This window comes from Enterobacter cloacae complex sp. IR5459 (assembly GCF_049238005.1).
GTDB lineage: Bacteria > Pseudomonadota > Gammaproteobacteria > Enterobacterales > Enterobacteriaceae > Enterobacter > Enterobacter hormaechei_C.
This window is the reverse complement of the sequence record NZ_JBMKIG010000010.1, coordinates 147083-160001: the sequence shown is the minus strand read 5'-3', so window position 1 is coordinate 160001 and position 12919 is coordinate 147083. Positions and strand designations below refer to the sequence as shown.

The window sequence follows — 12919 nt, the reverse complement described above, 5'->3', positions numbered from 1 at the left end:
TCCCTCTCCCCTCAGGGGAGAGGGTTAGGGTAAGGGGCAAGGCTCAAGGTTCACCATATAACCCAATCAACCGCCGCACCACGCCATTCGTCCAGCCGAAGCCATCCTGCAACGGATACTCCCCCCCGCCACCTTCGCGTGGCGTGCTGCTGGCGATGTGGTACTTCTCAATCAGCTTATGATGGGTTTTGTAGTAATGGTTCACCGTGTGCAGCCAGCTCCAGGCGATCTCATCTCCCAGCGAGTCGTTGCCGTACTGCTTGAACCCCTGGATCGCCATCCACTGGAGCGGCGCCCAGCCGTTCGGCTTATCCCACTGCTCCCCGGTTTCATATTCGGTGGCGAGAATACCGCCCGGCGTGAGCAGACGGGCTTTAACGGCATCGGACAGCCGTTCAGCCTGCTCATGCGTCGCCATGCCCACATACAGCGGCACAATGCTGGCCGCAGAGAACAGCGCCAGGGCTTCACGCCGCCAGTCGTAATCACGATAACAGCCGTTCTCTTCGTCCCACAGATAGCGGTTTACCGCCGCGCGCCGGTCGCTGGCTTTCTGGCGGAACAGATCAGCCGTCTCTTTATCCCCTTTCGACGCGGAGATATTGGCGATAGCGCTCTCCAGTTTGAACAGGAATGCGTTCAAATCGATGGGGATAAATTGTGTTGTGCGGATGCTGGCCAGCCGCGCAGGATCGCGCAGCCAGCGGGATGAGTAATCCCATCCTGAGGCTGCCCCGGCACGCAGGTCACGGTACACCTCGTTCGGCGGACGACCAGAATGACGGGCAGTTTCAACGTCCTCGATCCACGATTCATCCCGCGGCGTATCGCGATCGTCCCAGTAACGGTTGAGCAATGAGCCATCCGGCATACGAACCGCACTGCGATAGGCCTGATTGAGCAGCAGCGATTCCGCCCCGTCCATCCAGAAGGCGTACTCCATCTTGAGGTGCTCAAGATAGCGCTTCGCCCCGCGCACGCCGTCCTCTTCAAACAGCTCCACCATCAGGGCAAAAACGGGCGGCTGGGAGCGGCTGAGATAGTAGGTGCGGTTGCCGTTCGGGATATGGCCGTAGCGCTCAATCAACCAGGCGAAGTTATCGGCCATACATTTCAGCAGATCGTTACGACCGCTTTCTGCCAGCCCCAGCATGGAGAAGTAAGAGTCCCAGTAGTAGGTCTCGCTGAATCGCCCGCCGGGCACAATATAGGCCTGCGGCAGCGCCAGCAGCGACGACCACGGGATGTGATCCTGCGGCTCGCGCGTCAACACCGGCCACAGATTATCGATATGTTCTTTCAGGGACAGGCCGGGATCAGAGACGTACTCTTTGCTGTAGTCCTCCGGTAGCCAGAAGTGATTCTCTACAAAGCGCGCCAGGTCAAAATCACGGTGGCGACGCACCTTGCGATAGCGGATCAAAATATCCAGCGGATCCATCTTCGGCGCGCAGTCGGGAAAGGTTTTGCTGTCCGCAAACAGCCGCGACGACTGGACGTGTTCAAACAGTTCAAGGTAGCGGTCAGCGGGCGTAAGGGCATCGGACGCCGGCAGCCCTTCAATCATTTCCGGTTCCGGCTCTGCCTCGATCATCTCATCCAGTTTTAACTCACAGGGATCGGTTTCATAGCGCAGCTCTTCTGCAATATCGAACTCGATATCCTCGGCAGTCTGTAGTTTCTGGTTGAACATGGTGTTCAGGACCTCCGGTTTTTGTCGTAACAAATACGGGTTTTTCCCGGCTATCTTTTAAGCGTAGACATTCGCTTCGGTTAATGCGGTGCGAAGTGTGCGGTAGATCACGCTTTCAAAATGGATTTAAACACGCTGAAAATCAGATATCCCTTTGATTATGAAATCATTAAATCAGAATCTTTGGAAACAGAGCAGGAATAAAATTCAGAGCATTCGGTATTCTGCATTTACGCAGGGATTAATGTGCCTGACGCGCATTGCCTTGAAGGCTGTTGGCGGTTTGATTGGCTTTCTGACTGGCGCCTTCGCTTTTATCCATCGCCTTGCTGGCCGCTTTTTCTGCATGGGCGGCGCTGTACGCAGCCAGATGGGAAATCACGATGGCGTAAATGCTCATTAACGACACCCACAGAATGCTGTTTTTCCACCACAGCAGGGTAGGAATAGTCAGTATCGCCCATACCAGCGCGAGAACAAGGTGCATTTTGGCCATCAGTTTTGCGGTGATCTTTACGTGCATTTTCATATCTCTAATCTTTTTCCGTAGTAACAGGCGAACGCGTAGCGCTTTCTAAGATTAGTTAATTCCACCGCGGGTAGCGGGTTATTTTGTTACCGTTTGTACACCCGTTGGGTTTACCTGCTCAGGGCATAAAAAAACCGGCCAGTTGGCCGGTTTTGTTGCGGATCAGACCGATCAGCGCATGGTCACAAATTCTTCCGCCGCAGTCGGGTGGATTGCCACGGTGTTATCGAAGTCTTTCTTCGTTGCGCCCATCTTCAGCGCCACCGCGAAGCCTTGCAGAATCTCGTCCATGCCGAAGCCAATGCCGTGGATGCCGACGATCTTCTCTTCCGGGCCCACGCAGACCAGCTTCATGCGGCACGGCTGACGGTGCGAGGTGACCGCGGTATACATCGCGGTAAACGCCGATTTATACACTTTCACCTGATCATCGCCGTACTGCTCACGCGCCTGCGGCTCGGTTAAGCCGACGGTACCGATTGGCGGGTGGCTGAAGACCACGGTCGGAATGTTGCTGTAATCCAGATGTTCGTCCGGCTTGTTGTTAAACAGACGCTCGGAAAGACGACGCCCCGCCGCCACGGCAACCGGCGTCAGCTCTACGGCACCGGTGTTATCACCGACGGCATAAATGCCCGGTACGCTGGTGTTCTGGAATTTATCAACGACAATGTAGCCTTTTTCATTGGTTTTCACCCCGGTTGCGGCCAGGTTGAAGTTGTCGGTGGCCGGTTCACGGCCAATCGCCCAGATCAGGCAGTCAACGGTCTGGCTGCGGCCATCTTCCAGCTCCAGCGTCAGGCTACCGTCCGCATTTTTCACCACCGCTTTTGGCACGGCGTTGGTGTGCAGGGTTGGGCCTTCGGCGTTCATCACCTCGACCAGCGTGTCGACGATCAGCGGGTCAAAGCTGCGCAGCGGCGCGTGTTTACGCACGAACAGGTGCGCTTCCGCCCCCAGGCCGTTAATCACGCCGGCCAGTTCAACCGCAATGTAACCTGCGCCCACAATGGCAACGCGTTCTGGCAGAGCAGGCAGCTCGAAGAACCCGTCGGAGTCAATACCGTATTCCGCGCCCGGAATGTGCGGGTGGCTCGGACGGCCGCCGGTGGCGATCAGGATGTGATCGGCGGTGATCGTCTCGCCGTTCACTTCGATCGTCTTCGCATCCACGAAACGGGCAAAGCCGCGGATCACGTCGACGTTATTCTTGCCCAGCACGTTATCGTACGAGGTGTGAATACGGTCGATGTAGGCGGTACGGCTGGCGATCAGTTTATCCCAGTCGAAGTGGTTGATGGTGGTGTCAAAGCCGTAGTCCGGGCCATACATATGGATAGCTTCACGGATTTGCGCGGCATGCCACATCACTTTCTTCGGTACACAACCCACGTTCACGCAGGTGCCGCCGAGTTCTTTGGCTTCAATCAGCGCACACTTCTGGCCGTACATGGCTGCACGGTTGATGGAGGCGATGCCGCCGCTGCCGCCGCCGATTGCGATGTAGTCATAATGCTTAGTCATAGCGTTGTCCTTAATCGTGAATTGCCGCGATTGTATACCTGAAATCAATAGTTTCCACCGATGGCTGCGATTACTCCGGCACGATCCAGCTCACGGTGGCGTGACCCGTACCGGCTGGCACCAGCGTTTTGTGCAGCCACGGCAGCACGTTGTTCATCTGTGCTTCGAGCTTCCACGGCGGGTTAATGACGATCATGCCGGACGCGGTCATGCCGCGCTGGTCGCTGTCAGGGCGCACCGCCAGCTCAATTTGCAGGATTTTGCGAATGCCCGTCGCTTCGAGGTCTTTGATCATGCGTTTAATTTGCGCGCGCAGCACTACCGGATACCACAGAGCATAGGTGCCGGTCGCAAAGCGTTTGTAACCTTCGTTAATGCCGGTCACCACCGCCTGATAGTCGGTTTTGATTTCGTACGGTGGGTCAATTAGCACCAGGCCGCGACGGGAAACCGGCGGCAGTTTGGCTTTCAGCTGCTGGTAACCATCGGCTTTGTCTACGCGGGCGCGGTTATCTTTCTGAAACTCAGAACGCAGCAGCGGGAAGTCGCTCGGGTGCAGCTCGGTTAACTGGAGGCTGTCCTGCTCGCGCAGCAGCTGGCGGGCAATCAGCGGGGAGCCAGGGTAGTAACGCAACTGGCCGTTGCGGTTGAAGTGATTCACCACGCCAATGTACGGCTCCAGCTCGGCAGGCAGATCGTCCTGCTGCCAGATACGCGCAATCCCTTCCAGATATTCACCGGTACGCTCAGCATGCTCGCCGCTCAGCTGATAACGGCCCGCGCCCGCGTGGGTGTCCAGATAAAGGAACGGTTTATCCTTTTCTTTAAGCGATTCGATGATCAGGCTCTGAACGGTGTGTTTGAGGACGTCGGCGTGGTTGCCTGCGTGGAAGCTGTGGCGATAACTGAGCATGGGTAATGATATTCCGCTGAATTGACGATTTGCCACAGTTTACAGCAGAACGGCACAGATTACCCGCAGGCCCGGTAAGCGCAGCGCCACCGGGCTCTTTTCCGCCACGTCTGGCATTGAAATCCTCTACACTTAACCCCATTACTGAACAATATGCACAGCGCCGGATGCGCGCTTCATTCACCTATTTCAACAGGACAGCGTTTATGACCAATCCATTACTGACGCCTTTTTCGTTGCCACCGTTTTCTAAAATCCTCCCTGAGCATGTGGTTCCAGCGGTTACGCAATCGCTGGACAACTGCCGCGCGGCGGTAGAAAACGTGGTCGCGCAGGGCGGGCCGTACACCTGGGAAAATCTGTGTCAGCCGCTGGCCGAAGTGGACGACGTGCTGGGGCGCATCTTCTCCCCGGTGAGCCACCTGAACTCGGTAAAAAACAGCCCGGAGCTGCGCGAAGCCTACGAGCAAACCCTGCCGCTGCTCTCTGAGTACAGCACCTGGGTCGGCCAGCATGAGGGGCTCTACAAAGCCTACCGCGACCTGCGCGACGGCGACCACTATGCCGAACTGAACACGGCGCAGAAAAAATCGGTCGATAACGCCCTGCGTGATTTCGAACTGTCCGGGATTGGCCTGCCAAAAGAAAAACAGGTTCGCTATGGTGAAATCGCTGCGCGCCTGTCCGAGCTGGGTAATCAGTACAGCAATAACGTCCTCGACGCCACCATGGGCTGGACGAAGCTGATTACCGATGAATCTGAACTGGCGGGCATGCCGGAAAGCGCGCTGGCGGCGGCAAAAGCCCAGGCCGAAGCGAAAGAGCAGGAAGGCTTCCTGTTAACGCTGGATATCCCAAGCTATCTGCCGGTGATGACCTACTGTGACAACCAGGCCCTGCGCGAAGAGATGTACCGCGCCTACAGCACCCGCGCCTCCGATCAGGGGCCGAATGCGGGCAAATGGGATAACAGCCCGGTGATGGCGGAGATCCTCGCCCTGCGCCACGAGCTGGCACAGCTGCTGGGCTTCGACAGCTACGCGGATAAATCCCTCGCCACCAAAATGGCCGAGAACCCACAGCAGGTGCTCGACTTCCTGACCGATCTGGCGAAACGCGCCCGTCCGCAGGGTGAAAAAGAGCTGGCTCAGCTGCGCGCCTTTGCGAAAGCGGAGTTCGGCGTAGACGAGCTTCAGCCGTGGGATATCGCGTACTACAGCGAAAAACAGAAACAGCATCTCTACAGCATCAGCGACGAACAACTGCGTCCGTACTTCCCGGAAAACAAAGCCGTTAACGGCCTGTTCGAGGTGGTGAAACGCATCTACGGCATTACCGCGAAAGAGCGTACCGACATCGACGTCTGGCATCCGGACGTGCGCTTCTTTGAGCTGTATGACGAGAAAAATGAACTGCGCGGTAGCTTCTACCTCGATCTCTACGCGCGTGAGAACAAGCGCGGCGGGGCGTGGATGGACGACTGCGTGGGCCAGATGCGTAAAGCGGATGGTTCCCTGCAAAAACCGGTCGCCTACCTGACCTGTAACTTCAACCGTCCGGTGAGCGGCAAACCTGCGCTGTTTACCCACGATGAAGTGATCACCCTGTTCCACGAGTTCGGTCACGGCCTGCACCACATGCTGACCCGCATCGAAACCGCTGGCGTCGCCGGTATCAGCGGTGTGCCATGGGATGCGGTCGAGCTGCCTAGCCAGTTTATGGAAAACTGGTGCTGGGAGCCGGACGCGCTGGCGTTTATCTCCGGTCATTACGAAACGGGTGAACCGCTGCCGAAAGAACTGCTGGATAAAATGCTGGCAGCGAAAAACTACCAGGCGGCGATGTTTATCCTGCGCCAGCTGGAGTTCGGCCTGTTCGACTTCCGCCTGCACGCCGAGTTCAGCCCGGAGCAGGGGGCGAAAATCCTCGAAACCCTGGCTGAGATTAAAAAGCAGGTTGCCGTTATTCCAGGGCCAACCTGGGGACGCTTCCCGCACGCGTTCAGCCATATCTTCGCAGGCGGGTACGCCGCAGGCTACTACAGCTACCTGTGGGCCGACGTGCTGGCGGCGGATGCCTTCTCGCGCTTCGAAGAAGAGGGGATTTTCAACCGCGAAACCGGTCAGTCGTTCCTCGACAACATCCTGACCCGCGGCGGTTCAGAAGAGCCTATGGAGCTGTTCAAACGCTTCCGTGGCCGCGAGCCGCAGCTGGATGCGATGCTGGAGCATTACGGAATCAAAGGCTGATTGCTACGTGAAGATCTGCTTAGTAAATGAAACAGGCGCCGGGGACGGCGCCTTATCTGTTCTGGCGGCCCGCTGGGGGCTGGAACATGATGAAGACAACCTGATGGCGCTGGTGATGACGCCGGAACATCTGGAGCTGCGCAAGCGCGATGAGCCAAAGCTTGGCGGGATTTTTGTCGATTTTGTCGGCGGCGCGATGGCGCACCGGCGTAAGTTCGGCGGCGGTCGCGGCGAAGCGGTGGCCAAGGCGGTTGGCATTAAAGGGAACTATCTTCCGGACGTGGTGGACGCCACGGCGGGGCTGGGGCGCGATGCGTTTGTGCTGGCCTCGGTGGGCTGCCGGGTGCGGATGCTGGAGCGTAATCCGGTTGTCGCCGCGCTGCTTGACGACGGGCTGACGCGAGGCTATGCGGACCCGGAAATCGGCTCGTGGTTACAGGAACGTTTGCAACTTATTCATGCCTCCAGCCTGACGGCGCTCACCGACATCACCCCGCGCCCGCAGGTGGTTTATCTCGACCCCATGTTCCCGCATAAGCAGAAAAGCGCGCTGGTGAAGAAAGAGATGCGGGTGTTTCAGTCGCTGGTGGGGCCAGATTTAGATGCCGATGGCCTGCTGGAACCGGCTCGTCAGCTGGCGACGAAGCGTGTGGTGGTGAAGCGGCCGGACTATGCGCCGCCGCTGGCGGACGTTGCGACCACTAACGCGGTGACCACGAAAGGGCACCGGTTTGATATTTATTCGGGTACGCCGGAATAGAAAAAGCCGGGTGGCGGCTTCGCCTTACCCGGCCTACATCCTCGATCTATTCCCTCTCCCTTTGGGAGAGGGTTAGGGTGAGGGGAATTTAACGCACTTACTCGTCTTCTTCGTCACGCAGTGGAACAATCAGCATATCCACGTGAACGGTGTTAATCAGCTGGCGCGCGGAAGACATCAGTTTGCTCCAGAAGTCCTGATGGTGACCACATACCACCAGGTCCATATCGTATTTCTTAATCGCATCAACCAGCACCTGGCCCAGATCGCCGCTACCGCTTAAGGTTTCAGTGATCGGATAGCCCGCGTTGGTAGAAAGCTCGCTCAGCGCGTGGTGAGTCTCTTCGGAGATGCGTTTCTGCATATCGCCGAGATTCACGTCGATCAGACCGGTGTAGAGGTCGGAGTAATTCACATCAACGTGAATCAGCGAAACTTTCGCGTTGTAGGGACGTGCCATGGATACTGCTTTATCAACCAGCACTTTACTCTCCGGGGAGAGGTCTACCGCGATAAGAATGTGTTTGTAAGCCATAGTGTTACTCCTTCCTTAAGTTATCGATGACTAAATGGGAAAGCCGTCGTCTGATGCTTTCATTACGGCCCAGTTAAACATATTTTTCAAGCTTTGGTGTTGATAACGATTAACCTTGTGGCAAAAAAATTAACGGATCTCCTACACTATTTAATGAGCCGTTCGGATATTAAAACGCGAACCGGATCGACTTTTGGTCATTCTTTCACTGAACTGTCTGTCAGGGCATTGGGGTGCGGTAGCTCAGGAGCCTTGCTTCGTGGGCGGACGCCGGGGAGGATGTATGATTAGCACCGTCGCATTGTTTTGGGCGTTATGCGTGGTTTGCATAGTGAATATGGCGCGCTACTTCTCATCGTTACGTGCGCTGTTAGTGGTACTTCGTGGTTGCGATCCGTTGCTTTATCAGTATGTGGACGGTGGAGGGTTCTTCACCTCGCACGGACAGCCCAGCAAGCAGATGCGTCTGGTGGGGTATATCTACTACCAGCGCTACCGCGATCACCACGATGAAGAGTTTATCCGTCGCTGCGAGCGCCTGCGTCGTCAGTTCATTTTGACCAGCGCCCTCTGTGGTCTGGTTGTGGTGAGTATGATTGCGCTGATGATTTGGCACTGAGCATAAAAAAAGCGGGCCAGTTTCCTGACCCGCTTTTTTGTCGCCTTCAGCCGATTAAATCAGCTTCAGCGAAATCCAGTACAGACCGCCAGACAGCAGGATGGACGCCGGGAGGGTGAACACCCAGGCCATCAGGATGTTGGTCACGGTTTTACGCTGCAAACCGCCGCCGTCAACAATCATTGTACCTGCCACGGACGAAGAGAGTACGTGGGTGGTGGAGACTGGCATACCGGTGTAACTCGCCAGACCGATAGATACCGCTGCCGTCATCTGCGCGGACATACCCTGCGCATAGGTCATGCCTTTCTTACCGATCTTCTCGCCGATGGTGGTCGCCACACGACGCCAGCCAATCATCGTACCGATACCCAGCGCCAGCGCGACCGCCATGATGATCCAGATTGGCGCGTACTCAATGGTATTGAGCATATCGCCTTTCAGTTTCTTCAGCAGACGTTGGTCGTCAGCATTAACCTCTGGCAGCTTCGCGACTTTATCGGTCACGTCGGAGATACAGAGCATGATGCGACGCAGCTGACCACGCTGTTCAACAGCCAGTTTGTCATAGCTTTCGATATCGGCCAGCATGCCTTTCGCACGTTCCAGCGCGTTAATCGCGTTTGCCGGATGGCAATGGAACTCGCCCGGTGCCGTCGTTGCGCCTGACTCCGGAGAAGGAATCAGCTGGTCCACGCCGGTCGCTTTCTTCAGCAAATCAGGATGCTGCTGGAAGTAAGTCTCAACGTTGTTTACCGCATCACGGGTACGGGTGATTTCGTAACCGGAGGCGTTCATGTTAACCACGAAGCCCGCCGGTGCGACGCCAATCAGAACCAGCATCACCAGGCCGATACCTTTCTGACCATCGTTCGCGCCATGAGAGAAGGCGACGCCGATAGCGGAAATGATCAGCGCGATACGCGTCCAGAACGGCGGCTTTTTCTTGCCGTCTTTCTTCTCACGCTCTGCTGGCGTCAGGTGGATACGCGCACGTTTTTTCGTGTTGCTCCAGTAGCGACGCAGGATGAAAATCAAGCCACCCGCCACCACCAGACCGACGATAGGGGAGATGATCAGAGAGCCGAAAATGCCGAGAACTTTCGGGATATTCAGCGCATCAACGACGGAGGTCCCGGTCATCAGGGCATTGGTTAACCCGATACCGATAATCGCGCCGATGAGGGTGTGAGAGCTGGATGCCGGCAGGCCGAAATACCAGGTACCGAGGTTCCAGATAATCGCAGCAAGCAGCATAGAGAACACCATGGCCAGGCCATGACCGGAACTCACGTTAAGCAGCAGATCCGTTGGCAGCATATGCACAATGGCATACGCAACGCTCAGTCCGCCCAGGAGGACACCAAAAAAGTTAAATACCGCCGCCATAACAACCGCAAGCTGCGATCGCATTGCGCGAGTGTAGATAACCGTTGCTACTGCGTTTGCAGTGTCGTGGAAGCCGTTGATCGCTTCGTAAAACAGCACAAAAACCAGAGCAAGCAATAATAAAAGCCCGGTATGTAAATCCAGGCCGGCAAACAAATGTAGCATAGGACGTTACGCCATTTTGAGGACATGAACGCGGCGCATTATCCAGGACAAATGCGCAACGGGCAAAGTGAAATATAGACTTTTTTTGACATACCACCTGATTTGAGAAATGTGCCTTAAAGGATAATCTTTAAATATCAATGAAATGGCTTTGTAATATCTTTTTACGCTGGTGCGACCACTGAGGAAACTTTACAATCCGCGGCAGTTAACGAAGAGGATTTTGACGTGGAAAGGTTTGATGCCGTAGTAATTGGCGCCGGTGCGGCGGGTATGTTTTGTGCGGCGATGGCCGGACAAGCGGGTCGTCGCGTGCTGCTGCTGGATAACGGAAAAAAGCCTGGCCGCAAGATCCTGATGTCTGGCGGTGGGCGCTGCAACTTTACTAATCTTTATGTCGAGCCTGCGGCCTATTTGAGCCAGAACCGCCATTTTTGCAAATCTGCGCTGGCGCGCTATACCCAGTGGGATTTTATCGAACTGGTGGGTAAACACGGTATCGCGTGGCATGAGAAGATGCTGGGACAGCTGTTCTGCGACGACTCCGCGCAGCAAATTGTCGATATGCTGGTGGCCGAGTGCGAGAAAGGCGGCGTAGTAATGCGCCTGCGCACCGAAGTGCTGAACGTCGCCCATGACGAGCAGGGCTACACGCTGCAACTCAACGGTGAGACCGTCAGCGCCGATAACCTGGTGATCGCCAGCGGCGGCCTCTCGATGCCGGGGCTGGGCGCCTCACCGTTCGGCTATAAAATTGCCGAGCAGTTTGGCCTGAAGGTACTGCCCACCCGCGCCGGGCTGGTACCGTTCACGCTGCATAAGCCGCTGCTGGAGCAGCTTCAGACACTATCCGGCGTGTCTGTACCGTCGGTCATTACGGCCGAAGACGGCACGGTGTTCCGCGAAAACCTGCTCTTTACCCATCGTGGACTCTCGGGGCCGGCGGTATTGCAGATCTCCAGCTACTGGCAGCCGGGGGAGTTTGTCTCCGTAAACCTGGTGCCGGACTGCGATCTGGACGCCTTCCTCAACGAGCAACGCGCCGCGCACCCGAATCAAAGCCTGAAAAATACCCTGGCGATGCAGTTGCCGAAGCGTCTCGTGGAGTGCTTGCAGGTGTTAGGGCAAATTCCGGATGTTGCGCTCAAGCAGCTCAACAGCCGCGAGCAGGAAACGCTGGTGGAGACGCTGACGAACTGGCGCGTACAGCCAAACGGCACCGAAGGCTACCGCACGGCGGAAGTGACGCTGGGCGGCGTGGATACAAACGAACTCTCATCCCGCACGATGGAAGCCCGCAACGTGCCGGGTCTTTATTTCATTGGTGAAGTGATGGACGTGACCGGCTGGCTCGGCGGGTATAACTTCCAGTGGGCGTGGGCCAGTGCCTGGGCATGCGCGCAAGCGCTGGCTGAAAAGAACGGTTAATATTTATTTTTTAGCGTGATGCCTCCTTAACGGGCCCACGCTTTTTATTGTGTGCATGGTGTTTTGTCTTCTTAAAAGGGTTGTCTATGTCTGCTGCTCATCTCGGTTTCCCGACGGAAACCGTTGTTGTCTTCGTGGTGATGGCCGTTGGGGCGATGTTTATCGACCTCTTCATGCACCGTCACGATAAACCGATCTCGCTGAAAAGCGCGGTTATGTGGTCCATCTTCTGGGTCATGATGGCGATGGCCTTCGCCGGATTCTTATACGTGCACCACGGCGCGGAGATGGCCAGTCTGTTCCTGACCGGCTATGCGCTGGAAGAGGTGCTCTCCGTCGACAACCTGTTTGTGATGATGGCGATCTTCGCCTGGTTCGGCGTGCCGGATAGATATCGTCACCGCGTGCTCTACTGGGGCGTGCTCGGGGCGATTGTGTTCCGCGGTATTTTTGTTGCCATCGGCACCAGCCTGCTGAGCCTGGGGCCGTATGTTGAGGTCATTTTTGCGCTGGTCGTCGGCTGGACGGCGGTGATGATGCTGAAACGCAATGAAGAGAGCGATGAAGTAGAAGATTATTCCAACCATCTGGCGTACCGCCTGGTGAAACGCTTCTACCCGGTGTGGCCAAAAATCAGCAGCCATGCGTTTATCCTGACCCAGAAAGAGGTGGATGCCGAACTGGAGAAGCCTGAAAACAAGGATGTAATGGTAGGCCGCGTGAAGAAGGCGAAGCGCTACGCGACGCCGCTGCTGCTCTGTGTTGCGGTGGTGGAGCTGTCCGACGTGATGTTCGCCTTCGATTCCGTACCCGCAATCATTGCCGTCAGCCGTGAGCCGCTGATTATCTACAGCGCAATGATGTTCGCGATCCTCGGCCTGCGTACCCTCTACTTTGTGCTGGAAGCGCTGAAGCAGTATCTGGTGCATCTGGAGAAAGCGGTGGTGTTACTGCTGTTCTTCGTGGCGTTCAAGCTGGGGCTGAATGCGACCGACCACTTCTGGCATCACGGTTATAACATCGGCGCCACGGCAAGCCTGTTTGTGGTGCTGGGGGTACTGGCGCTGGGGATTATTGCGAGCGTGATGTTCCCGGGAAAACGTGAGGCCTGATGT

11 protein-coding genes are annotated in these 12919 nt (G+C 56.4%); 5 read left to right on the top strand and 6 right to left on the bottom strand.

The genetic code is table 11. The annotated features are described in order from the left end of the window. Positions 1-43: 43 nt before the first annotated feature. The 4 genes from ACOTX4_RS19795 to ACOTX4_RS19780 form a co-directional block, all read right to left on the bottom strand. Positions 44-1693 (bottom strand): alpha,alpha-trehalase, encoded by a 1650-nt coding sequence (locus ACOTX4_RS19795; RefSeq protein ID WP_003861211.1) that lies wholly within the window; start codon positions 1691-1693, stop codon positions 44-46. 241 nt (positions 1694-1934) lie between these two features. Next, positions 1935-2222: a hypothetical protein gene (locus tag ACOTX4_RS19790; protein ID WP_003861213.1), complete on the bottom strand. Its 288-nt coding sequence runs from the start codon at positions 2220-2222 to the stop codon at positions 1935-1937. 171 nt (positions 2223-2393) lie between these two features. After that, entirely contained in the window at positions 2394-3746 is a 1353-nt protein-coding gene (gene gorA, locus ACOTX4_RS19785; RefSeq protein WP_003861215.1) for a glutathione-disulfide reductase, read from the bottom strand. 70 nt (positions 3747-3816) lie between these two features. Next, positions 3817-4659: a 23S rRNA (adenine(2030)-N(6))-methyltransferase RlmJ gene (locus ACOTX4_RS19780; RefSeq protein ID WP_006808562.1), complete on the bottom strand. Its 843-nt coding sequence runs from the start codon at positions 4657-4659 to the stop codon at positions 3817-3819. Positions 4660-4865: 206 nt separating this feature from the next. Between ACOTX4_RS19780 and prlC the strand changes: the two genes are divergently transcribed. Together prlC and rsmJ are read left to right on the top strand one after the other, a co-directional pair. Continuing rightward, complete coding sequence (prlC, locus tag ACOTX4_RS19775) at positions 4866-6908, top strand: oligopeptidase A (protein WP_045332580.1); 2043 nt, start codon at positions 4866-4868, stop codon at positions 6906-6908. Positions 6909-6915: 7 nt separating this feature from the next. Next, positions 6916-7668 (top strand): 16S rRNA (guanine(1516)-N(2))-methyltransferase RsmJ, encoded by a 753-nt coding sequence (gene rsmJ, locus ACOTX4_RS19770; protein ID WP_045350959.1) that lies wholly within the window; start codon positions 6916-6918, stop codon positions 7666-7668. A 97-nt stretch (positions 7669-7765) separates the two neighbouring features. Here rsmJ and uspA read toward each other — a convergent pair whose 3' ends face one another. Beyond that, entirely contained in the window at positions 7766-8203 is a 438-nt protein-coding gene (gene uspA / locus ACOTX4_RS19765; RefSeq protein WP_003861223.1) for a universal stress protein UspA, read from the bottom strand. Positions 8204-8486: 283 nt separating this feature from the next. Between uspA and uspB the strand changes: the two genes are divergently transcribed. Continuing rightward, the gene (gene uspB, locus ACOTX4_RS19760; RefSeq protein WP_003861224.1) at positions 8487-8822 is read left to right on the top strand and encodes a universal stress protein UspB; all 336 of its coding nucleotides are present in this window, start codon (positions 8487-8489) and stop codon (positions 8820-8822) included. Positions 8823-8876: 54 nt separating this feature from the next. Here uspB and pitA read toward each other — a convergent pair whose 3' ends face one another. Further along, the gene (gene pitA / locus ACOTX4_RS19755; protein ID WP_003861225.1) at positions 8877-10376 is read right to left on the bottom strand and encodes an inorganic phosphate transporter PitA; all 1500 of its coding nucleotides are present in this window, start codon (positions 10374-10376) and stop codon (positions 8877-8879) included. Between the two features lie 228 nt (positions 10377-10604). Between pitA and ACOTX4_RS19750 the strand changes: the two genes are divergently transcribed. Beyond that, the gene (locus ACOTX4_RS19750) at positions 10605-11804 is read left to right on the top strand and encodes an NAD(P)/FAD-dependent oxidoreductase (protein WP_346399795.1); all 1200 of its coding nucleotides are present in this window, start codon (positions 10605-10607) and stop codon (positions 11802-11804) included. Positions 11805-11890: 86 nt separating this feature from the next. After that, on the top strand, positions 11891-12916 hold the full coding sequence (locus ACOTX4_RS19745) for a TerC/Alx family metal homeostasis membrane protein (RefSeq protein WP_015571505.1): 1026 nt from the start codon (positions 11891-11893) through the stop codon (positions 12914-12916). Positions 12917-12919: the final 3 nt, after the last annotated feature.

Bases quoted from the DNA above. Each gene is read 5' to 3' on its own strand.
- ACOTX4_RS19795 (WP_003861211.1), bottom strand. From the start codon at position 1,693: ATGTTCAACCAGAAACTACAGACTGCCGAGGATATCGAGTTCGATATT.
- gorA (WP_003861215.1), bottom strand. From the start codon at position 3,746: ATGACTAAGCATTATGACTACATCGCAATCGGCGGCGGCAGCGGCGGC.
- uspA (WP_003861223.1), bottom strand. From the start codon at position 8,203: ATGGCTTACAAACACATTCTTATCGCGGTAGACCTCTCCCCGGAGAGT.
- prlC (WP_045332580.1), top strand. From the start codon at position 4,866: ATGACCAATCCATTACTGACGCCTTTTTCGTTGCCACCGTTTTCTAAA.
- ACOTX4_RS19790 (WP_003861213.1), bottom strand. From the start codon at position 2,222: ATGAAAATGCACGTAAAGATCACCGCAAAACTGATGGCCAAAATGCAC.
- pitA (WP_003861225.1), bottom strand. From the start codon at position 10,376: ATGCTACATTTGTTTGCCGGCCTGGATTTACATACCGGGCTTTTATTA.
- ACOTX4_RS19745 (WP_015571505.1), top strand. From the start codon at position 11,891: ATGTCTGCTGCTCATCTCGGTTTCCCGACGGAAACCGTTGTTGTCTTC.
- ACOTX4_RS19780 (WP_006808562.1), bottom strand. From the start codon at position 4,659: ATGCTCAGTTATCGCCACAGCTTCCACGCAGGCAACCACGCCGACGTC.
- uspB (WP_003861224.1), top strand. From the start codon at position 8,487: ATGATTAGCACCGTCGCATTGTTTTGGGCGTTATGCGTGGTTTGCATA.